Source organism: Spirillospora sp. NPDC000708 (assembly GCF_040299565.1).
Lineage (GTDB): Bacteria > Actinomycetota > Actinomycetes > Streptosporangiales > Streptosporangiaceae > Spirillospora.
In genome coordinates, this window is record NZ_JBEPCJ010000016.1 from 82897 (window position 1) to 106747 (window position 23851).

General features: G+C 72.9%; 25 protein-coding genes. 14 read left to right on the plus strand and 11 right to left on the minus strand.

The genetic code is table 11. The features are described from left to right. Nucleotides 1–5 precede the first annotated feature (5 nt). Genes ABT299_RS14460 through ABT299_RS14470 form a run of 3 tightly spaced genes read right to left on the minus strand, consistent with a single transcriptional unit; the run spans nt 6 to nt 3982 of the window. Nucleotides 6–617: a PaaI family thioesterase gene (locus tag ABT299_RS14460; protein WP_500251049.1), complete on the minus strand. Its 612-nt coding sequence runs from the start codon at nt 615–617 to the stop codon at nt 6–8. Beyond that, nucleotides 617–2809 (minus strand): acyl-CoA dehydrogenase family protein, encoded by a 2193-nt coding sequence (locus tag ABT299_RS14465; protein ID WP_500251050.1) that lies wholly within the window; start codon nt 2807–2809, stop codon nt 617–619. Before ABT299_RS14465 ends, ABT299_RS14460 begins: the two co-directional genes overlap by 1 nt. Before the next feature lie 12 nt (nt 2810–2821). Continuing rightward, entirely contained in the window at nt 2822–3982 is a 1161-nt protein-coding gene (locus ABT299_RS14470) for a steroid 3-ketoacyl-CoA thiolase (RefSeq protein WP_387022673.1), read from the minus strand. A 303-nt stretch (nt 3983–4285) separates the two neighbouring features. Here ABT299_RS14470 and ABT299_RS14475 point away from each other — a divergent pair, with 303 nt between their 5' ends. After that, entirely contained in the window at nt 4286–5206 is a 921-nt protein-coding gene (locus ABT299_RS14475) for an SDR family NAD(P)-dependent oxidoreductase (RefSeq protein ID WP_433148748.1), read from the plus strand. Between the two features lie 108 nt (nt 5207–5314). On the opposite strand, the gene ABT299_RS14480 is transcribed toward ABT299_RS14475, so the two are convergent. The 3 genes from ABT299_RS14480 to ABT299_RS14490 form a co-directional block, all read right to left on the minus strand. Continuing rightward, nucleotides 5315–6091 (minus strand): SDR family oxidoreductase, encoded by a 777-nt coding sequence (locus ABT299_RS14480; protein WP_190857011.1) that lies wholly within the window; start codon nt 6089–6091, stop codon nt 5315–5317. Nucleotides 6092–6162: 71 nt separating this feature from the next. Further along, nucleotides 6163–6909 (minus strand): SDR family NAD(P)-dependent oxidoreductase, encoded by a 747-nt coding sequence (locus ABT299_RS14485; protein ID WP_500251051.1) that lies wholly within the window; start codon nt 6907–6909, stop codon nt 6163–6165. A gap of 61 nt (nt 6910–6970) precedes the next feature. Beyond that, complete coding sequence (locus tag ABT299_RS14490; RefSeq protein ID WP_190857009.1) at nt 6971–7645, minus strand: TetR family transcriptional regulator; 675 nt, start codon at nt 7643–7645, stop codon at nt 6971–6973. A gap of 161 nt (nt 7646–7806) precedes the next feature. Between ABT299_RS14490 and ABT299_RS14495 the strand changes: the two genes are divergently transcribed. Both ABT299_RS14495 and ABT299_RS14500 read left to right on the plus strand, forming a co-directional pair. Further along, on the plus strand, nt 7807–9333 hold the full coding sequence (locus tag ABT299_RS14495) for an FAD-dependent oxidoreductase (protein WP_500251052.1): 1527 nt from the start codon (nt 7807–7809) through the stop codon (nt 9331–9333). Beyond that, on the plus strand, nt 9330–10496 hold the full coding sequence (locus tag ABT299_RS14500) for an alpha/beta hydrolase (RefSeq protein WP_500251053.1): 1167 nt from the start codon (nt 9330–9332) through the stop codon (nt 10494–10496). Before ABT299_RS14495 ends, ABT299_RS14500 begins: the two co-directional genes overlap by 4 nt. A gap of 99 nt (nt 10497–10595) precedes the next feature. Here ABT299_RS14500 and hsaA read toward each other — a convergent pair whose 3' ends face one another. Beyond that, a complete protein-coding gene (gene hsaA, locus ABT299_RS14505) occupies nt 10596–11762 on the minus strand; it encodes a 3-hydroxy-9,10-secoandrosta-1,3,5(10)-triene-9,17-dione monooxygenase oxygenase subunit (protein WP_190857006.1) in 1167 nt (388 codons plus the stop codon). A 154-nt stretch (nt 11763–11916) separates the two neighbouring features. On the opposite strand from hsaA, the gene ABT299_RS14510 reads away from it, so the two are divergent. The 4 genes from ABT299_RS14510 to ABT299_RS14525 are packed head-to-tail and all read left to right on the plus strand — an operon-like array spanning nt 11917 to nt 14894. Beyond that, nucleotides 11917–13077, plus strand: coding sequence for a 3-ketosteroid-9-alpha-monooxygenase, oxygenase component (locus tag ABT299_RS14510; RefSeq protein WP_500251054.1), 1161 nt, complete (start codon nt 11917–11919; stop codon nt 13075–13077). Beyond that, on the plus strand, nt 13074–13316 hold the full coding sequence (locus ABT299_RS14515; protein WP_190857004.1) for a ferredoxin: 243 nt from the start codon (nt 13074–13076) through the stop codon (nt 13314–13316). The genes ABT299_RS14510 and ABT299_RS14515 overlap by 4 nt, the downstream gene beginning before the upstream one ends. Continuing rightward, entirely contained in the window at nt 13309–14109 is an 801-nt protein-coding gene (locus ABT299_RS14520) for an SDR family NAD(P)-dependent oxidoreductase (protein ID WP_190857003.1), read from the plus strand. The genes ABT299_RS14515 and ABT299_RS14520 overlap by 8 nt, the downstream gene beginning before the upstream one ends. Beyond that, nucleotides 14106–14894 carry an SDR family NAD(P)-dependent oxidoreductase gene (locus tag ABT299_RS14525; protein WP_190857002.1) on the plus strand — a complete coding sequence of 263 codons (789 nt, stop codon included), beginning with the start codon at nt 14106–14108 and terminating at the stop codon, nt 14892–14894. Before ABT299_RS14520 ends, ABT299_RS14525 begins: the two co-directional genes overlap by 4 nt. Before the next feature lie 99 nt (nt 14895–14993). Here the strand turns inward: ABT299_RS14525 and ABT299_RS14530 are convergent, their stop codons facing one another. Beyond that, nucleotides 14994–15428, minus strand: a complete 435-nt coding sequence (locus ABT299_RS14530) for a MarR family transcriptional regulator (RefSeq protein WP_190857001.1) — start codon at nt 15426–15428, stop codon at nt 14994–14996. Nucleotides 15429–15480: 52 nt separating this feature from the next. Between ABT299_RS14530 and ABT299_RS14535 the strand changes: the two genes are divergently transcribed. The 3 genes from ABT299_RS14535 to ABT299_RS14545 all read left to right on the plus strand — a co-directional run bounded on the left by ABT299_RS14535 (nt 15481) and on the right by ABT299_RS14545 (nt 17794). Further along, nucleotides 15481–16320 (plus strand): alpha/beta fold hydrolase, encoded by an 840-nt coding sequence (locus ABT299_RS14535; protein WP_500251055.1) that lies wholly within the window; start codon nt 15481–15483, stop codon nt 16318–16320. 68 nt (nt 16321–16388) lie between these two features. Further along, the gene (locus ABT299_RS14540; protein ID WP_500251056.1) at nt 16389–16910 is read left to right on the plus strand and encodes an RNA polymerase sigma factor; all 522 of its coding nucleotides are present in this window, start codon (nt 16389–16391) and stop codon (nt 16908–16910) included. Next, complete coding sequence (locus ABT299_RS14545) at nt 16907–17794, plus strand: hypothetical protein (protein WP_500251057.1); 888 nt, start codon at nt 16907–16909, stop codon at nt 17792–17794. Before ABT299_RS14540 ends, ABT299_RS14545 begins: the two co-directional genes overlap by 4 nt. Before the next feature lie 9 nt (nt 17795–17803). Here ABT299_RS14545 and ABT299_RS14550 read toward each other — a convergent pair whose 3' ends face one another. Together ABT299_RS14550 and ABT299_RS14555 are read right to left on the minus strand one after the other, a co-directional pair. Beyond that, nucleotides 17804–18046: a hypothetical protein gene (locus ABT299_RS14550; RefSeq protein ID WP_500251058.1), complete on the minus strand. Its 243-nt coding sequence runs from the start codon at nt 18044–18046 to the stop codon at nt 17804–17806. A gap of 104 nt (nt 18047–18150) precedes the next feature. Then, nucleotides 18151–18597 (minus strand): ATP-binding protein, encoded by a 447-nt coding sequence (locus tag ABT299_RS14555; protein WP_500251059.1) that lies wholly within the window; start codon nt 18595–18597, stop codon nt 18151–18153. A gap of 113 nt (nt 18598–18710) precedes the next feature. Between ABT299_RS14555 and ABT299_RS14560 the strand changes: the two genes are divergently transcribed. The 3 genes from ABT299_RS14560 to ABT299_RS14570 are packed head-to-tail and all read left to right on the plus strand — an operon-like array spanning nt 18711 to nt 19902. Next, the gene (locus ABT299_RS14560) at nt 18711–19520 is read left to right on the plus strand and encodes a helix-turn-helix domain-containing protein (protein WP_190856995.1); all 810 of its coding nucleotides are present in this window, start codon (nt 18711–18713) and stop codon (nt 19518–19520) included. Continuing rightward, nucleotides 19517–19705, plus strand: coding sequence for a DUF397 domain-containing protein (locus ABT299_RS14565; RefSeq protein ID WP_500251060.1), 189 nt, complete (start codon nt 19517–19519; stop codon nt 19703–19705). The genes ABT299_RS14560 and ABT299_RS14565 overlap by 4 nt, the downstream gene beginning before the upstream one ends. An 11-nt stretch (nt 19706–19716) precedes the next feature. Next, nucleotides 19717–19902 carry a DUF397 domain-containing protein gene (locus tag ABT299_RS14570; protein WP_500251061.1) on the plus strand — a complete coding sequence of 62 codons (186 nt, stop codon included), beginning with the start codon at nt 19717–19719 and terminating at the stop codon, nt 19900–19902. A 227-nt stretch (nt 19903–20129) separates the two neighbouring features. Here the strand turns inward: ABT299_RS14570 and ABT299_RS14575 are convergent, their stop codons facing one another. Next, nucleotides 20130–20669 carry a carbohydrate binding domain-containing protein gene (locus ABT299_RS14575; protein WP_500251080.1) on the minus strand — a complete coding sequence of 180 codons (540 nt, stop codon included), beginning with the start codon at nt 20667–20669 and terminating at the stop codon, nt 20130–20132. A gap of 423 nt (nt 20670–21092) precedes the next feature. On the opposite strand from ABT299_RS14575, the gene ABT299_RS14580 reads away from it, so the two are divergent. Continuing rightward, the gene (locus ABT299_RS14580; RefSeq protein ID WP_500251062.1) at nt 21093–23786 is read left to right on the plus strand and encodes a DUF4132 domain-containing protein; all 2694 of its coding nucleotides are present in this window, start codon (nt 21093–21095) and stop codon (nt 23784–23786) included. Nucleotides 23787–23851: the final 65 nt, after the last annotated feature.

Genomic DNA, 23851 nt, shown 5'->3' on the forward strand with positions numbered 1-23851 from the left:
AAGGGTCAGCGGGGGCGGGGTGGGTGTTTGGCTATGAAGAGGCCCTCGGCGGTGACGCAGGTGCGGCCGCCGGCGCTGATGGCGCCGGTGGTGCGGATCTTGCGGCCGTCGACGGAGACCTGGCGGGCGGTGACCGTCAGGGGCTCGAACAGCGGCGTCAGGTGGTGGTAGCGGAGGGTCAGCTCCGCCGTCATGCCGGACGTGCCGGCCCAGCCGTTCGCGACGCCGAGGGTGTGGTCGAGCAGGAGGGCGGAGACGCCGCCGTGGACGCTGGACGGCGGGCCCTGGTAGGGCAGGTCCAGCGTGACGGCGCTCTCGATGGAGCCGTCCGGGCGGCCCACGTAGGCGAGCGGCGGGGCGATCGGGTTCTCCGGGCCGGTCGCCGGGTCGTGGCGGGTGTTGCCGTCGCCGCGCCACATGTTCACCAGGCGGTCGCGCAGCGGCGGGGCCTGCGCCTCCAGGTCGTCGGCGACGGCGTTGAGCCGGTCGGCGATGTCGGCCATGTCGGCGCCGGAGATGTCGCCGGCCCGGACGAGCGCGCCGATCACCCGGCGGGCCGCGGCGGCGGCGCCGTCCACGCCGCACGCGCCGCGTTCGGCCTGCAGGTCCATCGGCATCAGGCCCTCCCGGCGGGCTGCGGGTCGCGGGGCAGGCCGAGGAGCCGTTCCCCGATGATGTTGAGCTGGACGTCGGTGGTGCCGCCCGCGATCGACATGTTGCGGGAGTTGAGGAACATCCACGTCGGGTCCTGCATGCCGCCGGCGCCCTCGCCGGTCAGCGCGTCCGCGCCGATCCAGTCGACGGCGGTCTCCCACACCTGCTGGATGTGCTCGACGCCGATCAGCTTGCCGATGCTGGACTCGGCGCCGGGCTGGCCGCCGGCGAGCGAGCGCAGCGTGGTGCGCAGGCCGAACAGGCTGCTGGACTGGGCGTCGCAGAGGATGCCGCCGAGGGTGGTGAGGCGCTCGTCGTCGGCGCCCTCGGCGGCGAGTTCGAGGAGGGCCTCGCCGCCGCTGCCGAGCGAGGAGTCGTTCGACAGCGAGACGCGCTCGTTGGCGAGGGTGGTGCGAGCGAGCCGCCAGCCGTCGCCGGGCCGGGCGACGAGCAGGTCGTCGGGGACGAAGACGCCGTCGAGGAAGACCTCGTTGAACAGCTCGTCGCCGGTGAGCTCGCGCAGCGGGCGGATGTCGATGCCGGGCGACCGCATGTCGAGCAGGAAGTAGGACAGGCCCTTGTGCTTGGGGACGGACGGGTCGGTGCGGGCGAGCAGGATGCCCCAGTCGGCCTGGCGGGCCATGGACGTCCAGACCTTCTGCCCGGTGATCCGCCAGCCGCCGTCGACCTTCTCGGCGCGGGTGGAGAGGGCGGCGAGGTCGGAGCCGGCGCCGGGTTCGGAGAACAGCTGGCACCAGCGGACGTCGCCGCGCAGCGAGGCGGGCAGGAACCGCTCGTGCTGGGCGGGCGAGCCGTGCGCGATCAGCGTCGGGACGACCCAGTTGCCGATGATCATGTCGTGGGCGCGCAGGTCCGCGGCGCGCATCTCCTCGGAGATGACGAGCTGGGTGACGGCGTCGGCGCCCTTGCCCCAGGGGGCGGGGAGGTGCGGGGCGGTGTAGCCGCGGTCGGCGAGGTAGCGGGTGCGCTCCGCGCCGGTGAGGGCCTTGGCCGGTGCGAGTTCGGCGCGGATCTCCGCGCGGATCGCCTCGGCCTCCTCGGGGAGGTCGACGCCGAGCTCGCGGCGGACGCCGGCGAGGGTGAGGGACGCGACGCGGCGCCGCCAGGAGGCGGTGGAGCCGAGCAGGACGCGCAGGGTCTGGGTGCGGCGCAGGTAGAGGCTCGCGTCGTGCTCCCAGGTGAAGCCGATGCCGCCGAGGGTCTGGATGCAGTCCTTGGCGGTCTGGAACGCGGCCTGGACGCTGGTGGCCCCGGCGACGGCGGCGGCGAGGGACGCCTCGCCGGGCTTCGCGGCGGGGTCGTCCTGGGCGCGGGCGGCGTCCCAGGCGCAGGCGCGGGCCTGCTCGGCGTGGGCGAGCATCCGGGCGCAGCGGTGCTTGACGCCCTGGAACTGGCCGATGGGGCGGCCGAACTGCTCGCGGACCTTGGCGTACTCGGCGGCGGTGGTGGTCGCCCAGTCGGCGAGGCCGGACGACTCGGCGGCGAACAGCGTCGCGGCGAGGTCCCGCACGTCCTGCGAGTCCAGATCCACGACCGACTCCGCGGGGACGGTCGTGTTCTCCAACCTGATCCTGGCCAGGCGGCGGGTGAGGTCGTGGCTGGGCAGCGCCTCCACGGTGACGGCGTCGCGCGGCAGGACGACCCACGCCGTCGCGTCGCCGTCGGCGGCGGGCAGGACGAGCACGTCGGCGAAACACCCGCCGAGCACCGGCGCCGAGACGCCGGTCAGCGCGATGCCGCCGCCGGTGCGCGACAGCGTCACGCCGCCCGCGTCCAGCCCGACGGCGCCGAGCGTCGTGCCCGACGCCAGCCCGGGCAGGTGCGCGGCGTGCCCGGCCCGGTGCAGCACCGCGCTCGCGAGGACGGTCGGCAGGAACGGTCCAGGCGTCATCGCCCGGCCGAGCTCCTCCGCCACGACGGCCAGCTCGACCAGCCCGTACCCGGCGCCGCCCGCGTCCTCCGGCAGGTGCAGGCCGAGCAGGCCCTGCCCCGCGAGATCGTCCCAGAACGCGGGCGCCTGCTCGGTTCCGGCGTCGACGGCGGCGCGGACAGCCGCCTGCGTCACCTGCCGGGACGTGAAGGCCCGCACCGCGTCGCGCAGGTCGCGGTGCTCCTCGGTCAGCCCGATGGTCATAGGTGTGAGTCCTCAGATCCGTTCGATGATGGTGGCCGTGGAGTGCGCGCCGCCGGCGCACATCGTGACGAGCGCGGTGGACTTGTCCGCCCGCTCCAGCTCGTTCACGGCCTGGGTGATCAGGCGGGCGCCGGTGGAGCCGACCGCGTGGCCGAGGGCGATGGCGCCGCCGTTGACGTTGACCCGGTCCATGTCGGGCTCGTGCACCGACGCCCACGACAGCACGACCGACGCGAACGCCTCGTTGATCTCGACGAGGTCGATGTCGGAGAGCGCCATCCCGGCGCGGTCCAGCACGTGCGAGGTCGCCTCGACGGGGCCGTCCAGGTGGTAGTACGGGTCGGAGCCGACCATGCCGGACGCGACGATCCGGGCGCGCGGGCGCAGCCCGAGCGCGGCGGCCTTCTCGGCGGACATCAGCAGCACCGCGGCGGCGCCGTCGCTGATCTGCGAGGAGTTGCCGGCGGTGTGGATCCCGCCGGGGACGACCGGCTTCAGCCCGGCGAGCGCCTCGGCGGTGGTGTCGCGCAGGCCCTGGTCGCGGGACACGACGGCGGTCTCGCCGGTCGGGCCCTCCCTGGTCATGACGGGCGCCTCGATCTCGACGATCTGCCCGGCGAACCGGTCCTCGTCCCACGCGCGCCGCGCCTTGGCCTGCGACGCGACGCCGAGCGCGTCGGCGTCCGCGCGGGTGATGCCGCGCTTCTCCGCGATCCGCTCGGCGGCGGTGAACTGGTCGGGGTAGTCGATCTCCCAGCCGTCGGGCGCCGGGCTGCCGGTGCCGGGGGCGAGCGCCTGCCCGAGGAACACCCGGCTCATCGCCTCGACGCCGCAGCCGATGCCGGCGTCGATGGCGCCGGACGCGATCAGTCCCGCGATCAGGTGCACCGCCTGCTGCGACGACCCGCACGCGCAGTCGATCGTGGTGCAGGCCGTCCGGTACGGCAGGCCGGCGTACAGCCAGGCGTTGCGGGTGACGTTGTTGGACTGCTCGCCGACCTGGGTGACGCAGCCGCCGACGACCTGCCCGATCGCGGCGGGGTCGACGCCCGCGTGCTCCAGCAGCCCCTTCTGCGTCAGCCCGAGCAGCTGCGCCGGGTGCAGCCCGGACAGCGCGCCGTAGCGCTTGCCGACCGGCGTCCGGACGGCGTCGACGATCACGGCCTCGGCCATGGGGATCTCCTTCTCTCTTCGCCGACCAGCGGCGAGGCGCCGTCGGGAGGCGCTCGACGGCGACGGCTCGCCGCAGCTCAACGGGTGGGGTCGGTCAGGACGCCCTCGGCCCAGCGGTCGTCGGCCTTCATGGCGGCGAGACTAGAATTCGTTCTCGATACTGGCAAACGCGGTCCCACTCACCGGTCCGCGCTGACCACGCGGGTGTAACGGGCCCGCTCAGCGGGACGGTCGCCGCGGGCCAACTAGAATACGTACTAGTCTCCGGTCCGGCCGACACGCACGGACATACCGGGAGCATTGATGAACGCTGACCTCTCCCTGGCGGGCCGCACCGCCATCGTCACCGGCGCGGGCGCCGGGCTCGGCCGCGCCGAGGCCCTCGCGCTGGCCGCGCAGGGCGCCAACGTCGTCGTCAACGACATGGGGCCGGCCGCCGAGAAGGTCGTCGCCGAGATCACCGGGGCGGGCGGCAGCGCGATCGCGGTCACCGGGGACGTCGGCGACTGGTCCATGGGCGACACCCTCGTCTCCGCCGCCGTCGACACCTACGGCTCGCTGGACGTGCTGGTCAACAACGCCGGCGTGCTGCGCGACAAGATGCTGTTCAACCTCTCCGAGCCGGACTGGGACGACGTGATCCACGTCCACCTGAAGGGGCACGCGTCGGTGTCGCGCGCCGCGGCGGTGCACTGGCGGGCGGCGAGCAAGGCCGCCGGCGGGCCGGTCTACGGCCGCGTGGTCAACACCGCGTCCGAGGCGTTCCTGTTCGGGTCGCCGGGCCAGCCGAACTACTCCGCCGCCAAGGCCGGCATCGTCGCGCTCACGCTGTCCACGTCCGCCGGGCTCGCCCGGTACGGGGTCCGCGCCAACGCGATCTGCCCGCGCGCCCGCACCTCCATGACCGAGGCGACGTTCGGCGAGGGCACCTCCCCCGGCGGTCTGGACGCGATGGCGCCCGAGCGCGTCGGCACGTTCGTCGGGTACCTCGCCTCGCCCGCCGCGGAGAAGATCAGCGGCCAGGTGTTCATCGTGTACGGCGACATGGTCGCGCTGATGGCGGCGCCCGTCGTCGAGCAGAAGTTCACCGCGGCGGACGGCGTGTTCTCCGTCGAGGAGTTCGGCGAGCAGATAACGCCGTACTTCGCGGACCGCGACGCCCACCGGACGTACGCCGCCTACAGCGTGGCCGCGCTCGACACCACCGGCACCAACGCCCGCTGATCTCGGGATGTCCGAAGGCCGCCCCCGGCGCGGAGGGGCGGCCTTCGGCGTCTTCCGGTGACACGACCGTACAGCTCAGAAGACGGTATAGGTCAGAAGAGGTACAGGTCAGAAGACGGCCGGGCCCCGGAGGGTGGCCTCGGCGCCGCCGTCCACGTAGATCACCTGGCCCGCCATGTGCGAGTTCGCGGGCGACACCAGCCAGGCGAGCGCCTCGGCGATCACGATGGGGTCCGCGTACCCGTTCAGCGGCATCGGCACCGCCTCGTTCATGATCTTGAACATCCGCTCGTCCTCGAACAGCGGCGCGCTCATCGGCGTCCGGACGACGCCGGGCGCGACCGCGTTCAGCGGGATGCCGGCGCCCGCCCACTCCGGGGCGACCGACACGCGCCGCAGCCACTGCGCGAGCGCCGACTTCGACGACGGGTAGAGCCGGTTGCCCTGCTCCGCCGCCAGCACCCGGTCCGCCGCCGCGAGCGCGGCGGGCTCGTCGCCCTCCAGGCACGCGCGCAGCACCGCGTCGTCCACCGGCTGCGTCCCGGAGATCGAGCCGACCACGGCGGCGCGCGGCGCCCGCGCCCCGGCGAGCGCCGGGCGCAGGCCGTCCAGCAGCGCGACCGCGCCGAAGTAGTTGACCTGGACGGTCAGCGGCGTCGGCCCGGTCACCCCGGCGCAGGCGACGGCGCCGTCGAGCGTGCCGCCGGAGCGTTCCAGCACCTCGGCGACGGCCTCGATCCGGCCCTCGGCGGTGCTCAGGTCGGCGCGCACCTCGGCGTCGCGCAGATCGACCCCGATGACCTCGTCGCCCTGCTCGCGGAGCAGCTCCGCCAGCGTCTTCCCGATGCCGGAGGCGGACCCGCTCACGGCGATGACGCGTCCCATGTACGACTTCCTTTCGATGTCCCGGACGGGTCCGGGCGTGCCGGTGGGCCGCCGGACGGCGTGCCGGAGGGCTAGAGGTGCGAGCCGCCGTCGACGCGCAGTTCGGCGCCGGTCAGGTAGGCGGCGTCCGGCGACCCGGCGAACGCGATGACGGACGCGATCTGCTCGGGGTCGGCGACCCCGAACGGCGACACGATCCGCGTGAAGTAGCTGAGGTCGATCCCCTTGGGGAACATGTCCGCCCTGGTCAGCGGGGTGTTCACGGTGCCGGGTGAGATCGGCACGACGCGGATGCGGCGCGCGGTCAGCTCGGCCGCGAGGCTCAGCGAGAACGCCAGCACGGCGCCCTTGGACGCCGAGTAGGCCGTCATGTACGGGTTGCCCTGCGTGGCCGACAGCGACGAGGTGTTGATGATGACCCCGGTGCCGTCCGGGAGGTGCTTGAGGGCCTCGCGGCAGAACAGCGCGGTGCCGACCAGGTTGACGTTGAAGATCCACGTCAGGTCCGCGACCGACAGCGTCTCGATCGGGGTGGTCCTGTGCACGCCCGCGACGTTGACCAGCACGTCGATGCCGCCGAGCGTCTCCACCGCGGCCGCGACCGCCGCGATCACGGCGGGCTCGTCGGCGACGTCGGCGACGCGCGTGGCGACCGTCCCCGGGCCGGGGGCTCCGGCGGCGGTCTCGGCGAGCCCGTCCTCGGACAGGTCCACGGCGAAGACCGCGGCGCCCTCGGCGGCGAGCCGGTGCGCGGTGGCCCGCCCGATGCCCGACCCGGCCCCGGTGAGCAGCACTTTCACGCCGTCATAGCGATTCATGCCGGAACGCTAACCGCGGCCCGGCGCGCCCCGCCGGGACGATCCCGATGAACGGGAGCGCCTACTCGGGGGCGTCCCCGGAGGCGTTCCGGGAGGCGCTTCCGGGGATGTTGCCGGGCGCGTTGCCGGGCGCGTTCGAGCGGGGCGCGAGGAGCAGCTTGCAGGCGAGCCGGATGTCGGTCTCCACGTCCGCCATCGACGCGCGCCCGTTCAGGCTCGACTGGAGCACGCCGTACCAGCACTGCATCAGCAGCCGGACGAGCGTGACGTCCTGCGCGGTCGGCACCTCGATGCCCACGGCGCGCAGCAGGATCTCGCGGAAGGTGTTGTCGATGTGGACGGTGTCGGCGACCGTCGCGACGTGCGCGGTGTTGGACGCGTGCAGCATCGACGCCGACAGCACCGGCTGCGCCATCAGGTACCGGCTGGCCTGCACCAGCATGTCGGCGACCGCCTCCTCGGGGGCGGTGCCGGGGGTGGGCTCGGTGACCTGGTCGCGGAGCCGGTCGACCTGCGCCGCCATCACGCCGGTGAACAGGTGCACCTTCGACGGGAAGTACCGGTACAGGGTGCCGATCGCCACCCCGGCGGCCTTCGCGACCTCGTGCATCTGGACGCGCTCGAGGGACTTCTCCGCGCCGATGCGCGCCGCCGCGCGGAGTATGCGCTGGCGGCGGTCGTGCTGCTCGGGTGAGCTCGGCTCGGCGGACAGCCGCGCCGACGCGATCCTCGCCACGATCCTCCACGTCCTTTCCGGTGCTGACAAGGAACAATATCCGGAGTCCCGGCACGTCCCGCGATCGTCGATACCGGTCAGTGGGACCGGGCGGCCCCGCGCGCCGCGGCCCCGCCTACGTTGTGGCCGCGCCAGCACCCGAGGCTCGAAGGGGACGTCACGTGGGAAACGCCGGGGAATCGTGGGACGACGAATACGACGTCGTGGTGGCCGGTTCGGGGGCCGGCGCGATGGCGGGGGCGCTCGCGGCGGCGTCCGGCGGGCTGCGGACGGCGGTCCTGGAGAAGACGCGGGTCCTCGGCGGGACGTCCGCGTACTCGGGGTCGGCGATCTGGCTGCCCGGGACGAAGGTGCAGGAGCGGGCCGGGATCGGCGACTCGGCCGAGGCGGCGCGCACCTACCTGCGGGCGCTGATCGGCGACGGCACCGCCGCGCACCGGGAGGCGTTCCTGGAGACGGCGCCCGAGCTGGTGGACTTCCTGGAGCGCGACCCGGCGCTCGAGTTCGAGTTCCAGCCGTTCCCCGACTACTTCGACGCGCCCGGCCGGATGGCCATGGGGCGGTCGTTCGTCCCGCTGCCGCTGCCCGCCGAGCGGCTCGGCGACCTCGCCGGGCTCGTCCGGCCGCCGGTCGACCGGGACCGGGCGGGCCGCGGGCACTCGGCGTCCAGGCCGCTGGTGCAGGGCCGGGCGCTGATCGGCCGGCTGCTGCTGGCGATCACCGCGACGGGCAACGGCGATGTCCGCACCGGTACCGCGCTGACGGGCCTGGTCACGCGGGACGGCCGGGTCACCGGCGTCCTCGCGGCGACGGCGGACGGCCCGCGCCGGTTCCGCGCCCGGCGCGGCGTGCTGCTCGCGGCCGGGGGCTTCGAGTCGTCGGCGGCGCTGCGCGGCGAGCGCGGCGTCCCCGGGGGCGCCGGCCGGACGATGGCCCCGGACGGCGCCAACACCGGCGACGCGATCACCGCGGCCGTCGAGGCGGGCGCGTCCACCGGCCTGCTCGACCAGGCGTGGTTCTGCCCCGGCGTGCTGACGCCGGACGGCCTGCCCGCCTTCACGCTCGGCTTCCGCGGCGGGCTCATCGTGGACGGCTCGGGCCGCCGGTTCGCCAACGAGTCGCTGCCGTACGACCAGATGGGGCGGCGGCTCGCGGCCGCCGAGGGCCCCTTCCACCTGATCTTCGACGCCCGCTCGAAGGGCCTGCCGGCGATCTCCGTCCCGCCGGTGACGCTGGAGGAGCAGGTGGCGTCGGGCAGGTGGGTCGAGGCGGGGTCGCTCGCGGACCTCGCCGCGAAGACCGGCCTGCCCGCCGACGCCCTCACCGCGACCGTGGAACGCTTCAACGGCCTCGCCGCGAAGGGCGCGGACGAGGACTTCCACCGCGGCGAGGACCCCTACGACCTGTTCTTCACGGGCGGGAAGCCCGGCCTCGTCCCGGTCGACGAGCCGCCGTACTACGCCGCGGAGATCGTGCTCAGCGACCTCGGGACGAAGGGCGGGCTGCGCACCGACCCCGACGGCCGCGTCCTCGACGGCTCCGACCGCCCCATCCCCGGCCTCTACGCCGCGGGCAACACCAGCGCATCGTTCACCGGCCCCGTCTACCCAGGGCCGGGCATCCCGATCGGATCGGCGATGGCCTTCGCCTACCGCGCCGTCCAGGACATGAGGAGGAACCGCACTTGACTTCCGCCAAGGGGCGCGCGGCCGCGATTACGGCCGCCGCCGTGGCCGCGGCGGGCCTCGCCGCCACCGCCGTCCCCGCCCACGCCGACCCGGGGCGGCGCGGGACGCTGCTTTCGAGCCGGCCGCTGGACACCGCGGCGGCCCTGCCGTCCGCGTCCTTCACCCGCGCGATCTCCTACGTCTCGGAGGGCGTCGGCGGCAAGCGGATCACGGTGACGGGCACCGTCGCCGTGCCGAAGGGCAAGGCGCCGCGCGGCGGCTGGCCCGTGATCAGCTGGGCGCACGGCACCACCGGCACCGCCGACGCCTGCGCGCCGTCCCGCGACACCGCCGCCGGCCCGGCGCACGACTACCTGTCGATCACCGAGGGCTACCTCGACAAGTGGGCGGCGCGCGGGTTCGCCGTCGTCCAGACCGACTACGAGGGCCTCGGCACGCCGGGCGGGCACCCGTACATGAACGGGGCCAGCGAGGCGAACACCGTCCTCGACATCGTCCGGGCCGCGCACCGCGTCGACCCGCACATCGGACGGAACTTCTACGTCGCGGGCCACAGCCAGGGCGGCCAGGCCGCGCTGTTCACCGCCGCCGCGGAGAAGGCCGGCGACGTGCGGCTGAAGGGCGCCGTGTCGATCGCGCCCGGGTCGCACATGGCCGAGACGGCGCAGTACGTCCAGGCGCAGTACCCCGGTGCCGAACTGGCGCTGCCGTTCCTGTTCGTCCTGCTGAACGGGGCGAAGGCGGCGAACCCGTCGTTCCACCCGGAGGACCTGCTGACCCCGGCGGCCGCGAAGGTCCTGGAATCCGGGCGGCGCGACGCGTGCCTCGCCCAGCTGAGGGAGGCCGGGTCGGCGATCCCGCTGAGCGGGGTCTTCCGGCCGGGCGCCGACCTGACCGCGTTCGAGACGTACTTCGACACGCAGGAGCCCAGCCGCCTCGACCTGAGCGTCCCGACCCTCGTCGCGCAGGGGACGGCCGACACGTCGGTCTCGCCCGCCGCGACGAAGGGCCTCATCGCCGACCTGTGCAAGCGGTACCCGGACATCTCGTACCGCGAGTACCCGGGCGCCGACCACCGCGCCAGCATCGAGGCGTCCTTCGACGACGCCCTGAAGTTCGTCCAGGCGGTGCAGTCGGGCCGCACACCGTCCGGCGCCTGCTGACGGATCCGGCGTGCCGTCCCCTCGCCGGGGCGGCACGCCGGTTCGCCTGTCCAGGGCGCCGGCCGCGCTCGCGGCCCGGCGCGCCGGCCTCCCGGGGCGTCAGACGAGGTTGTCCTCCACGGCCAGGCCGAACTCGCCGCGGCCGTACATCGACAGGGCGTGCTCGACGTCGTTCGCCACGTGCACGCTGCCCGCGTGCGCGTCCCGCCAGGCCCGCTCGATCACGTTGCCGCGGTGCAGCGAGTTGCCGCCCGCCGTCTTGAACAGGATGTCGATCGCCTCGATGGCCCGCTCGGTGCCGCGCACCTGGTCGCGGCGCGCGCGCAGCCGCAGCTCCATCGGGATCTTCTCGTTGCGGACCGCGTACGCGTAGATCTCCCGGACGTTCCGGTCGGTCTGCAGGATCGCCGCGTCGATCTCCGACGCCGCCCGCGCCACCGCCACCTGCGCGAACTGGTCCTCGACGAACCGGCCGCCGCCGAGGCTCAGCCGGATCCGGTCCCGCATCCGCTGCACGTACAGGTCGTGGCAGCCCGCCGCCATGCCGATCACGCTCGCCGCGACCGTCGTGGTGAAGATCGTGCCGAACGGCAGCCGGTACAGCGGCCCGGTGTTGACCTTCCGGCCCGCGGTGCGCAGCTGCGCCTGGTCGAAGTTGCGCATCGCGCGGTGCGCGGGCACGAACGCCCGCTCCACCACGATGTCGTCGCTGGCGGTGCCGCGCAGCCCCATCGAGTCCCACACCCGGCGGATCTCGTAGTCCGTCCGCGGGACCAGCACGGTCATGAAGTCGACCGGGCGGCCCTCCGCGCCGACGACGAGGCCGCCGAGCAGCGCCCAGTCCGCGAACTCGCAGCCGGACGAGAACGCCCACCGCCCCGACACCTCGAACCCGCCGTCCACGGGGGTGAGCCGGCCGATCGGCGCGTACGACGAGGCGACCAGCACGTCCGGCCCCGGCTCCCACACCTCCTGCTGGGCCTCGTCCGGGAACAGCCCGAGATGCCAGGAGTGGACGCCGAGGACGGCGGTCACCCAGCCGGTCGAGCCGCACGCTCCGGAGACGGCCCTGACCACCTCGTAGAAGGCGACCGGGTCGTCCTCCGCGCCGCCGTAGCGGGTCGGCTGCAGCATCCGGAACACCCCGGCGGCGGTCAGCTCCTTCATCGTCTCGGCCGGGATGCGGCCCTTCTCGTCCACGGACCGGGCCCGCTCGGCGATGCCCGGCAGCAGCTCCCGCACGGCTTCCAGGACCTCGTTGCTCATGCCCGCTCCTCGCTCCCGTCTTTTCTGGTCCGGCCCTCGCAGGACACCATGTCACCGTGCCGCCGCGGGGACGCGCGTCCCGGCCACCGAGACTTCCGGGACCGGACCGCGGCCCGCGACCTACCGTTCGAATCACCCGTCCATCGCTGAAGGGATGATCCACGTGACAGCAACCGAGTCGGACGCCGTCCGCAAGATCGAGGCGGAGGCCATCTCCTCCCGTTTCGCCCGGGGATGGCACTGCCTCGGGCCGGCCGAGAAGTTCAAGGACGGCAAGCCCCACACGGTCAACGCGTTCGGGCAGAAGCTCGTGGTCTTCACCGGCGAGGACGGCAAGACCAACGTCCTGGACGGCTACTGCCGGCACATGGGCGGCGACCTGTCGGACGGCACCGTGAAGGGCAACGAGATCGCCTGCCCGTTCCACGACTGGCGCTGGGGCGGCGACGGGCGCTGCAAGAAGATCCCGTACGCGCGTCGCGTGCCGCTGCGCGCGCGCACGGCGTCGTGGCCGACGATGGAGAAGAACCTGCTCCTGTTCGTCTGGAACGACCCGGAGGGCAAGCAGCCGCCGGACGACGTGACGATCCCGGAGATCGAGGGCGCCACGCGCGACGACTGGACGGACTGGCGCTGGACGGAGCAGGTCGTCCACACCAACTGCCGCGAGATCATCGACAACGTCGTCGACATGGCGCACTTCTTCTACATCCACAACTCGTTCCCGACGTACTTCAAGAACATCTTCGAGGGCCAGGTCGCGACGCAGATCATGAAGGGCAAGAGCCGGCCGGACGCCCGCCGCGAGGCGAGCGGCCGGGGCGGGCCGCGGATGCTCGGCAACAGCTCCGTCGCGTCCTACCACGGGCCGTCCTTCATGATCGACGAGCTGACGTACCACTACGAGGGCTACGACCTGCACTCCGTGCTGATCAACTGCCACTACCCGATCGACGAGAACTCGTTCTCGCTGCACTCGGGGATCATCGTCCAGCACAGCGACAAGCTGCCGCCGGAGCTCGCCGAGGCCACCGCCGAGAAGCTGTCGAACTTCATCCTCACCGGCTTCGAGCAGGACGTCGCGATCTGGAAGCGCAAGGCCCGGATCGACAACCCGCTGCTGTGCGAGGAGGACGGCCCGGTCTACCAGCTGCGCCGCTGGTACCAGCAGTTCTACGTGGACGTCGCCGACGTGCGGCCGGAGATGACCGACCGGTTCGAGTTCGAGATCGACACGACGCGGCCGGTCGAGTCGTGGGAGAAGGAGGTCGAGGAGAACCTCGCGCGGCGGGCCGCCGAAGGGGCCTCGGCGTGACGATCCGCCAGGACGAGCGGCTGGTGGACGGGCCGCTGCTGCCCGTCCGCTGCCGCCGGTGCGCCGCCGAGGTGCTGGTGCGCAAGTCGAGCTGGGAGCAGACGAGCATCCAGTGGACCGCGCAGGCCCGCGCCGCGTGCCCCGAGCTCGCCGCGGACCCGCACGAGACCTGCCCGGCGCTGCGCTCGGCGATCCAGGAGGCCGCGCTGACCGGATCGATCACGGTGATCGATGAGTGACGCGCTGGCCGGCCGGTCCGCGATCGTGACGGGCGCCGGCGACGGCATCGGGCGCGGCATCGCCCGCCGGTTCGCCGCGGAGGGCGCCCGCGTCCTGGTCGCCGAGCTGAACGCCGAGACGGGCGAGCGGGTCGCGCGGGAGCTGGCCGAGGAGTTCGGGGCGGACGCCCGGTTCGTCCCGACCGACGTGACCGACCGCGACCAGGTCGAGGCGATGGTGGCCTTCTGCGCCGACCTGTGGGGCGGCGTGGACGTCCTGGTCAACAACGCGTGGGGCGCCGGGACCGTCAGCCGCGTCGAGACCAAGACCGACGAGAACCTCGCCCGCGGCTTCGCGATGGGCTACTACGGCCCGTTCTGGGCGATGCGCGCCGCGTTCCCGCACATGAAGAGGCAGGGCTGGGGCCGCGTCGTCAACATGTGCTCGCTGAACGGCGTCAACGCGCACATGGGCACCCTGGAGTACAACTCGGCGAAGGAGGCGCTGCGCGCGCTGACCCGCACGGCCGCCCGCGAGTGGGCGCCGACGGGCGTCGTCGTCAACGCCGTCTGCCCGGGCGCGAAGAGCGCCGCGTTCCGCCGGATGGCGGCCGAGCATCCCGAGATCGAGGCCGCCGCGGACCGGGCCAACCCCATGGGCCGCCTCGGGGACCCCGAGACCGACATCGCGCCGGTCGTGCTGTTCCTGGCCTCCGACGGTGCCCGCTACCTGACCGGAAACACCCTGTTCGTGGACGGCGGCTCGCACATCAACGGCGTCGCCTGGACCCCGGACCTGGACGGAGAACAATGATCGACCGCTATGGCCCGTGGGCCGTCATCGCCGGCGGCTCCGAGGGCGTCGGCTCCGCCTTCGCCCACCGGCTGGCCGACGCGGGGCTGAACCTCGTGCTGATCGCCCGCAAGCCCGGGCCGCTGGAGCGCACCGCCGAGGAGGTCCGCGCCAAGGGCGTGGAGGTCCGCACCCTCGAACTGGACCTGGTCGCCCCGGACCCGCTGAAGCGGATCCGCGAGGTCACCGACGGCCTGGACGTCGGCCTCCTGGTCTTCAACGCGGGCGCCAACAGCTACGGCCACGAGTTCGTGTCCGGCGACCTGGACCGCTTCCAGGGCGTCATCGACCTGAACATCACCGCGCAGCTGTCGCTGACGCACCACTTCGGCGCGCTGATGAAGGAGCGCGGGCGCGGCGGGATCCTGCTGGTCGGCTCGCTCGCCGGCTACATGGGGCAGCCGCAGATCAGCATCTACTCGGCGGTGAAGGCGTTCGGCCGCGTGTTCGCCGAGGGGCTGTGGCTGGAGCTGCGCGAGCACGGCGTGGACGTGCTGGAGCTCGTCCTCGGCGTCACCCGCACCCCGGCGATGGAACGCGCCGGCCTCAACATGGACATCCCGGGCCTGAACGTCGCCGAACCCGACGACATCGCCCGCGAGGGCCTGGAGCACCTGCCCGACGGGCCGGTCTGGGTCGCCGGCGGCAACTACAGGGCCGCCCAGAAGCGCAACGGCTTCCCCCGCAACGAGCTGGTCGCGGGCGCCCACGAGGCCATGAAGCGGATGCTCCCCGAGCCGTCCTGACCCGTCCCCTTCCTTCCGGCCGCCCCGCTTATCCGGGGCGGCCGCTGTCATCTCTGGCCATCGTGCCGTCGGGCGGGGCCGCTTCGCGGGCGGCCGCCGTCATGCGGGACCGTCGACGTGCGACGCGTAGAGGCGCCTGAGAAGCTGGTTGAGCTGGGCGCGTTCCGCCGGGTCGAGGGCGCTGAGGAACCCGTCCTGCTCCTCGGCCGCCGCGTCGGCGATCGCCGTGACGAGCGCCTTGCCCCGGTCGGTGAGCGCGACGGTGCGGCGGCGCCTGTCCGCCTCGTCCGGGCGCCGCTCCACGAGCCCGCGCCGGGCCAGCGAGTCGAGCACCGCGACGATGTTGCGGGCGTCCACGGCGACGAGCCCGGCGAGCCGCCGCTGCCCCTGCGGTCCGTGCTCGTCGAGCATCACCAGCACCGCGTACTGCCCCTGCGTCAGGTCGTGCGCGGCGAGGAACGCCGTCCACGACCGCGCCGTCAGCGAGCCCAGCCGGGCCAGGAGGAAGCCGGTTCCCCGCTCGTACGCGTTCACGGCCCCATCCTAGTTAGTGGACATGCCTCATGTCGTTTGGTAGACATGGAACATGTCAATCCGCCATGCCCGCGTCCCGATCGACGGCCACTGCCTGCACGTCGCCGAGTCCGGCGACCCGCGCGGCCGGCCGTTCCTGTTCCTGCACGGCTGGCCCGAGTCGTGGTGGACGTGGACGGGCGTCATGGCGGCCGCGCCCTCCGACGCCCGGCTGATCGCCATCGACCTCCCCGGCGTCGGCGCGTCCACCGGGGCCGTCGACGGCGGCTCGAAACGCGCGCTCGCCTCGCTCGTCCACGGCCTGGTCGAGCGCCTCGGCCTCGCCGACCTCACCCTCGTCGGCCACGACGCCGGAGGCATGATCGCCTACGCGTACCTGCGGCACTACGCCGCCGCGCGCGTCGTCATCATGAACACGGTGATCCCCGGCCTGGACCCGTGGGACGACGTCCTGCGCGACCCCCGCGTCTGGCACTTCGGCCTGCACGCCGTCCCGGCGCTGCCCGAGGCACTCGTCCGGGGCCGCGAGCGCGAGTACTTCGACTACTTCTACGACGTGCTGTCCGCCGACCCGTCCAGGATCACGCCGGAATCGAGGGCCGCGCACGCCGCCGCCTACGGCACCGGTGCCGCGCTCACCGCCGGCTTCGACCTCTACCGCGCGCTCGCCCAGGACGCCGAGGACAACACCGCCTGCACCGGCCCCATCTCCACCCCGCTGCTCTACGTGCGCGGCGACCGCGAGGGCGGCGGCACCGACGCCTACGCGCGCGGCTTCCGCGCCGCCGGCGTCCGCGACCTCACGACGGCGACCATCGAGGACGCCGGGCACTTCGCCCAGGAGGAGCAGCCGTCCCAGGTGTGGTCCCGCATCGCGTCCTTCGCGGGGTGAAAGATCCGGGGATCTCATGACATGTGCAGGTGACCCCCGAGGAGGCCACATGCGGAGGATCCCCGCTCATGGATAAAGAGGAGTTCGCGGCCGTCTACGCCACGACCTACCGAGGGCTGCTCGGGTACGCGCTGCGCCGCTGCGACACCCCCGAGGACGCCGCCGACGTCGTCGCCGAGACCTTCACGATCGCCTGGCGGCGCGCCGCCGACATCCCGTCCGGTGACGGGGCCCGGCTGTGGCTGTACGGGGTGGCGCGCCGCGTCCTCGCCAACCACCGGCGCGGCGTCCAGCGCCACGCGCACAAGACGGCGGCGCTGCGCGCGGGCCTGGCCACGCCCGTCCACGACGACGACTCCCCCGTGGCCGAGGTGTTCGCCACCCTCCCCGAACGGGACCGCGAGCTGCTCACCCTCGTCGCGTGGGAGGGCCTGACCGTCCCCGAGATCGCGGCGGTTCTCGGCTGCTCCCGCAACGCCGTGAGCATCCGCCTCCACCGCGCCCGCAAACGCTTCGCGCGCGCTCTGCGCGCCGCCGGCGTCGACCAACCGGGGCCGGGCAGGCCCGTCCTGAGGAGCGAACTGGCATGACGTACCCGGTCGACGACCTCGTGGCGTCCCTGAACCCCGTCCGCGAAGACGACATCCCCACGCAGGACAAGGGTTCCCGCGCCCTGCTGGCCGCCATCACCGCGGAGACCGCCCCGGCCCCGCGCCGCCGCTTCCGCCCCCGCCTGCGACTGCGCTTCGCGGTCGCCGCCGCCGTGGCCGTCGCCGCCGCCGCGGCGCTCATCATCCTTCCGGCCCGCGACGCCGGCCCGCTGCGCAGCTACGCCAACGCCGCCGTGCGGATCGACGTGACGGGCGACGACGAGTACGAGGTCGAGGTCAAGGACGCCTACGCCGACCAGCGCGAGTTCCGCGAGGCGTTCGCGAGGTTCGGGCTGGACGTCCGGCTGCGGATCGTGCCGGTCTCCCCGGGCGAGGAACGCCGGATCATCCGCGTCGGCTCGCTGCAGGCCCCGAGCGGCGACCTGCCACCGGGCGGCGTGACAGGCACGTCCGACACCGACCTGAAATGCGCGGCCGACCAGGGCACCTGCCCGCTCCGCGTCAAGCTCGGCGGCGCGATGTTCCATCTGGAGGGCGCCGACATCGTCCTCGGCCGCAAGGCCCGTCCCGGCGAGGTCTACCAGGACGCCTACGCCGCGCCCGGCGACCGCCCGAAGAGCCTGCACCTCACCGGACGCACCGTCCGCCAAGCCCTCCCCGACCTCGACCGCCGCGGCCTGACCTGGGCCTTCTTTCTCGGCGAGTTCAAGCCCGACCTCTCCGGCGGCGGCTGGGACCCGCCCGCGAACTGGCGTCCCGCCGGCGACCGCCGGATCACCGGCGCCTGGATGCGCAGCTCGGACTCGGTCGGGCTCCTCGTCACCCCGGAGAAGGGCGACCCCGAACCCGTCCCGGACAACTGACGCGCCGTCTCACCACGTCGCGGGGAACATGCGGTGCCTGAGCAGGCGGCCGACCCGTTCGGCCGCCGCTTCGGCATCTCCGCACGGGAAAAAGAAACGGCTCCGACGCCGCAGCGCCTCGCAATAAACCCACCCGCCTCCGGCCACAGGACGCACGCCCACAACAACGCCCACGTCCTCGGCGACGCCGCTCGCGTAAATCCACAACAACGGCTCCGGGAATGGAAAACGGTCGTCCCGGTAGAACTTCACGCATCGCCAGCCGTCCATTCGCACGGCGACGGACAGGTGATCCAGATACCGGACGGCGCATTCACGCGGACACCTCCACCGCCCCAGGAGAACCCGGCGGGGCATCAGAACGCGACCTCCGCCCAGACCCATTTGCCGGGGCTCGTCCGCTCCACACCGCACCGGCTGGCGAGGGCCTGGACGATCGGCAGGCCCCACCCGCCCGTCCCGTCGTCGTGCCCCGCGTCCAGCGCACACGGGTCGGGGACGATGTCGTCCAGCGTCATCTCCGCCACCGGCCTGGCGACCGGCATGGCGTCCGAGGCGTCCCACACCTGGAGCACGACGGCCCGCGCCTCCCGCACGAACCTGACCCGGATCTCCCGATCCGGCGTACTTTGTATCGCATTCGCGACCAGTTCCCCAGCGATGAGATGAACGTCCCCCGCCAGGGCCATGAGACCCCATTCAGTAAGCCGGAACTCGACCAGCGCCCGCACCATCCCCGGCACCGTGGCCGCCGCCAGACAGACCACATCCAGTTCGCCCGAATTAGCGGCTTTAATCCCCATGACCTCCCCCTTCCCTCCCGCGATTTCAAGGACAAGAATGAGAGGGACTGGTTACGTTGTCACCATTGCCGGACAGGTTGGCAACTACCGCTCCCCCCGGAAGGCGGTCGATCATGGTCAGGAAGTCCCCCGACCCGGACGTCTCGCTCTACGCCCTCATCGCCTACTACCTGCGCTTCCTCCGCCAGAAGCACCGGATGACCCAGGAGGAGGTCGGAAAGATCATCGGCTGCACCAAGAGCCAAGTTTCCAAGTACGAGGGCGGCACCCGCCAACTCGACGAACGCGAGGCCGACATCCTGGACCAACTATGGGACACGGGCGGCATCCTCACGATCCTCCTGCGCTACGCCAAACTGGGCGTGGACCCCAACTGGTCCGAGAAGCTCCGCAGGTACCAGCGCGACGCGTCCGTCCTCCGCATCTACAGCGAGAACATCATCCCGCTCCCATTCCAAGTGGAGGGGTACGCCAGAGCCCTGCTGAGCGCGGGTCACGCCGCCGGGCTCGTGGACGACCTCGACGCCGCAGTCGCAAGGCGCATGGAACACCAAGCCGCCATACTCGCCGACGATCCCAGAATCTGGGCCGTGCTCGACGAGGTCGCCCTGCGTCCTATGGGAGGCACCTCGGTCATGGAGGAACAGCGTGACCTGCTCCTCAAGCTCGCAGAGCTTCACCACATCTCAATCCGCGTCCTGCCAGAGAGTGCAGCGCCCCATATCGGATTGGACGGCTCCTTCTGCTGCTTCGAGCTCCCCAAGAACGTCCAGGTCGCGTTCGCTGGAACGAATCTCGACGTCGGGCGAGTCATAGAGGGCCAAGGCGAGGCGGCCGGTGTGGCTGTACGCTTCGAGGGGATCGCAGCGCGGGCCTGGAACGAGACCCAGTCACTCGAATGGATAGCGAGGATGCGCACATGACGACTTGGCGAAAGTCCAGTCACAGTGGCCAAGGCGGCACTGGCGAGTGCGTGGAATTGGCTCGCCTTTCCCACGGCGTCGGCGTCCGTGACAGCAAGAACCCTGCGGCGGGCCATCTCGAACTCCCCCACCGGACCTTCGCCGCGCTGCTCGACCACTTGAGGCGCGAGCGTCCCTCCAACTGACGGAGCGCAGCGTGACAACCTGGCGGAAGTCCAGCTACAGCGACGAGACCGGGGGCGCCTGCGTCGAACTGGCTCGCCTTTCGCCCGGGATCGGCGTTCGTGACAGCAAGAACCCTGCGGCAGGCCATCTCGAACTCTCCCACCGAACCTTCGCCGCGCTGCTCGACCACTTGAGGCGTGAGCGTCTCTCCAGCTGACGGAGCGCAGCGTGACTACCTGGCGGAAGTCCAGCCACAGAGCCCTCCGAGTAACAGGCTCGTCTGTCGAGTCTGCGTAGGGGGTGTCCGCGAGGGGCGCGGTCTTCCGCATGAGGGGCGAACATCGGCGGCATCTCTAGCGACGTCCGCGCGTCTTCTGCTTGGTGGGACGCCGGGCTCCGGGTTCAGCTGCGATGCAACCGGATGCCCGGCGTCCATACGTCGCCTCAGCCGTCCTGGGTGGGGACGAGCGAAATGTTGTCGAGGTAGAGGTGGTAGGCGGGGCCGTACGTACCGACTTGGAAGCCGAGGCTGCGTTCGGACGCGGTGGAGTACATGGCGACCGGTACTTCGAAGTGCTGCGTGGTCGTGGTGAGCGCGACTGGGCGGTCCCAGTAGGGGATGTACTGGCCGGTGTTGTAGGTGTAGACGCTCACGTCGAGGGTCACGTCCCGGGTGGCCCGGGCGTCGAAGGACAGCGTGTAGAGCTGCTGGCCGGTAAAGGACAGGGGCGAGTACCCGATCGAGCGGTCCCACGGGTTGACGATGCCACCCGGGAGATCGCCGAAGCCGCCGGACGGGACGTCGGCCTCGAGCTCTCCGTTCGTCGCGCGGATATCAACGTCGTTGCCCCACCACTGGCCGGTGTTGTTGGTGAAGGTCGAGTCGCCGAGCATCTCGCCGGGTGCCGGGTCAGCCAGGGCGGTACCACCGCTACCGGCGACCGCTAGGACGGCCACGCTCAGCGCGGCGACGAAGTGACGCATCGATTTCACGGAAGGTTCCACCTTTCGTCGGGGGGAAGCCGATCAGGGCCGATTAGATCATGCGTGAATCTGGTTAACAACTCTCTCGTTGAATGAAATGCGCAGACTTGTGAAGTGATCACACACCGGTGCAGGCTGTGACCCGGACTGGCCAGTCGACCATCGCCGGTGGAGACCTCCGGTCGAACGCGTCGCCTGGCTCGTCCACCGCGCGAACCGCCGCCTCCGCCACCGCGGCGCCATCGCAGGCGACGCCTGGCTGCACACCCGAGCGGCTGTCCGGCCCGCAGCCGGACAGCCCCTCCCGAGATCTCGGTCGCGCTGTGGCGCGGGCGGGGGCGCCCTTATGGGGCGTCCCACAAGGGGTCAACGAGGTAGGGGAAGGCGGTCCTGGGTGTCGGCGGGGGCGTCTAGCGTGGCCGCATGAATGATCATCCCCCCGAGGCCGGCGACGAGGACGTCCTCACCATCCCCGCGGCGCTGCGCACGGAACTGCTGATCAGGCGCGGCGGGGCGGTGCCGAGCCCGCCGCCGGCGGTCGATCCGGCCGCCGCGGGACGGATCGCCGACCGGCTGGCCGGGAACCGCGCCGCCGTCGACCGGATGCTGGGCCACCTGGGCAGCGACCCCGGCGCGGTCCGGGCGGCGCGGGCGTACCTGGACGGCGAGCCGGACCCGCGCGGCGCCGCCGCCGTCGCCCTCGTCGAGACGCACGTGTCCCGGGGCGAGGACCACGACCACTGGATCGCCGCGTGGTCCGTCGAGAACGCCGTGCCCTGGGTCGACGCGTGGGCGGTCGCGCACGGGCTCGCCTTCGCGGCCCGCGCCGGCGCGGAGGCGGACGGCCTCGCCATCGGCCGGGACGAGCTGAGCGGCGACCACGTCCTGGAGGCCCGCGGCTGGTCGGAGCACCGGCTGCCGTGGGCGACGGGCCCGGCCGGGCGGCGGACGCGCGCGCTGCTGGCGGTCGCGGACGAGGCCGACCACGCCGCCGCCGTCGCGGCGCTCGCCGGGCACCGCGCCGCGCGGCCGCAGCGCCAGGTGGTCGCCTTCCTGGTTCCCGACCAGGAGGAATGGGTGGACGAATGCGTCCGGGAACGGCCCGAGCCGGAGACCGACGCGTCGAAGCTGCTCTGGTGCTCGCTCGGGTCCGCGGGGCAGCTCGCCCGGCTGCGCGGCGCGAACCGGGCGAGGTTCGGGGACAACGAGATCGGCCTGGACGTCCTGCTCACGGCGGCGGAGGGGATCGGGCCGGCCGTCGCTCCGCACCTGGCCGCCGCGCTCAAGGACACCGACTGGGAGGTGCGCGACATCATCCACGGGTCGGGGTTCAACGCCCGCGCGCGCAAGGCGATCTTCCAGGTGCTGTCGCTGCTGCCGAGCGACGAGGCGTTCGCGCTCGTGGCGGGCGACACCGCCCGGCCGGGCGGGCTGGCCGCCCTGACGGCGATGATCGAGCGCTTCCCGGTCCGGGCGGTCCGCCTCCTCGCGGAGCGCGCCGGGGAGTCCGACCAGGCGAGACGGCTGCTCAGCGCGCACCTGCGGGCTCATCCCGAGCTGGAGGCGCGGGCGCAGGACGCCCGGGCCCGTGCGGCGGCCGAGGCCGTCGAGGCGGCGCGGCTGCCGGAGGCGCCCGAGAGCGCCGTCCCGAAGGCGCTCCGGAAGCCCGCGAAGGACGGCGCCCTGCCCTGGGCCCCGACCGCCCTGCTCCCGCAGATCCTCATGCGGGGCCGCGAGGACGCGCTGCCGGAGGCGGCGACCGCGAACCTGCTCGCGGCGCTCGGCAAGGCGACCCCGAAGCGTCCCCCGACCGCGCCGCTGCGGGAGGCGATGGACGCGCTCGACCCGGTGTCCCTCGCGCGGTTCGGATGGGCGCTGTTCGAACTCGGCCGCTCCATCGGGGAGGAGTCGCGGGCGGTCTGGGCGCAGCTCTGCTGGACCGGCGACGACGAGACGATGCGCCGTCTCGGCGCGCTGGCGCGCGCCGCCACCGGCCAGTCCCACATCAGGATGCCGCTGAACGGTCTCGACGTGCTCGCCGCGTCCGGTTCGGACGTCGCCCTCCTGCAACTCCACCTCGTCGCCGACAAGGCCCGGCCCAAGCGGCTGAAGAACAAGGCGGGCAAGCTGCTCACCCAGGTCGCGGAGGCGCGCGGCCTCACCCTGGACCAGCTCGCCGACCGGATGGTCCCCGACTTCGGGCTGGACGCCTCGGGCGGCATGACGCTCGACTTCGGGCCGCGCTCCTTCCGGGTGGGCTTCGACGAGCAGCTCCGTCCCGTCGTGTTCGACGACACCGGCAGGCTGCGCAAGTCGCTGCCGAAGCCGGGCGCGAAGGACGACCCCGAGCTCGCGGAGGCCGCCGGGCGGGCGTTCGCCGGGCTGAAGAAGGACGTCCGGAGCGCCGCGTCCGACCTGGTCCGGCGGATGGAGCGGGCGATGGCGCGGCAGCGCCGGTGGAGCGTCCCCGACTTCCGCCGGTTCTTCGCCGAGCATCCGCTCGCGTGCCACCTCGCCCGGCGCCTGGTCTGGCTGTCCGAGGACGAGGACGGCGCGGCCACCGCGTTCCGTCTCGCCGAGGACCGCTCCTTCGCCGGCGTGGACGACGAGGCCCTCGCCCTGCCCGACTCGGGGGCCGTCCTCGTCGCGCACCCGCTGCGGCTCGGCGAGACCGTCGCCGCGTGGAGCGAGCTGTTCGCCGACTACGAGATCCTCCAGCCGTTCCCGCAGCTCGGCAGGCCGGTCGGCGCGCTCACCGAGCGGGAGCGCGCGAGCGACCGCATCGAGCGCTTCACCGGGACGCGGGTCGGCGTCGGCGCGCTGCTGAGGCTGGAACGCGAGGGCTGGCGCCGCGGCCCGTCCGGGGACGGGGGCGTGCAGAGCACGATGCGGCTCGACTCGCCGACCGGGCACACGGTCGTCCTGGACGTCTACCCGGGATTCCTCGCGACGTCCCCTGCGGGCCTGGAGGAGCAGACGCTGGAAGGGGTCTGGATCACCGACCACGACGCCTTCGACTACGGCGGCGACAAGTCGGAGGCGACGTTCGCCGAGCTGGACGACGTCACGGCGTCCGAACTCCTCTACGCCCTGAAGACCGTCGCGAACCACACGTGACCTTCGCCTCCGCCCCTCTGATCAGGGCCCCTGTGCCGGCGGCTTCGCGGCATGTGCTCATCCTG

Coding starts and splice junctions, on each gene's coding strand:
- ABT299_RS14460 (WP_500251049.1), bottom strand. CDS start 617: ATGCCGATGGACCTGCAGGCCGAACGCGGCGCGTGCGGCGTGGACGGC.
- ABT299_RS14465 (WP_500251050.1), bottom strand. CDS start 2,809: ATGACCATCGGGCTGACCGAGGAGCACCGCGACCTGCGCGACGCGGTG.
- ABT299_RS14470 (WP_387022673.1), bottom strand. CDS start 3,982: ATGGCCGAGGCCGTGATCGTCGACGCCGTCCGGACGCCGGTCGGCAAG.
- ABT299_RS14475 (WP_433148748.1), top strand. CDS start 4,286: ATGAACGCTGACCTCTCCCTGGCGGGCCGCACCGCCATCGTCACCGGC.
- ABT299_RS14480 (WP_190857011.1), bottom strand. CDS start 6,091: ATGGGACGCGTCATCGCCGTGAGCGGGTCCGCCTCCGGCATCGGGAAG.
- ABT299_RS14485 (WP_500251051.1), bottom strand. CDS start 6,909: ATGAATCGCTATGACGGCGTGAAAGTGCTGCTCACCGGGGCCGGGTCG.
- hsaA (WP_190857006.1), bottom strand. CDS start 11,762: ATGAGCAACGAGGTCCTGGAAGCCGTGCGGGAGCTGCTGCCGGGCATC.
- ABT299_RS14510 (WP_500251054.1), top strand. CDS start 11,917: ATGATCCACGTGACAGCAACCGAGTCGGACGCCGTCCGCAAGATCGAG.
- ABT299_RS14520 (WP_190857003.1), top strand. CDS start 13,309: ATGAGTGACGCGCTGGCCGGCCGGTCCGCGATCGTGACGGGCGCCGGC.
- ABT299_RS14525 (WP_190857002.1), top strand. CDS start 14,106: ATGATCGACCGCTATGGCCCGTGGGCCGTCATCGCCGGCGGCTCCGAG.
- ABT299_RS14535 (WP_500251055.1), top strand. CDS start 15,481: ATGTCAATCCGCCATGCCCGCGTCCCGATCGACGGCCACTGCCTGCAC.
- ABT299_RS14540 (WP_500251056.1), top strand. CDS start 16,389: ATGGATAAAGAGGAGTTCGCGGCCGTCTACGCCACGACCTACCGAGGG.
- ABT299_RS14545 (WP_500251057.1), top strand. CDS start 16,907: ATGACGTACCCGGTCGACGACCTCGTGGCGTCCCTGAACCCCGTCCGC.
- ABT299_RS14555 (WP_500251059.1), bottom strand. CDS start 18,597: ATGGGGATTAAAGCCGCTAATTCGGGCGAACTGGATGTGGTCTGTCTG.
- ABT299_RS14560 (WP_190856995.1), top strand. CDS start 18,711: ATGGTCAGGAAGTCCCCCGACCCGGACGTCTCGCTCTACGCCCTCATC.
- ABT299_RS14565 (WP_500251060.1), top strand. CDS start 19,517: ATGACGACTTGGCGAAAGTCCAGTCACAGTGGCCAAGGCGGCACTGGC.
- ABT299_RS14575 (WP_500251080.1), bottom strand. CDS start 20,669: ATGCGTCACTTCGTCGCCGCGCTGAGCGTGGCCGTCCTAGCGGTCGCC.
- ABT299_RS14580 (WP_500251062.1), top strand. CDS start 21,093: ATGAATGATCATCCCCCCGAGGCCGGCGACGAGGACGTCCTCACCATC.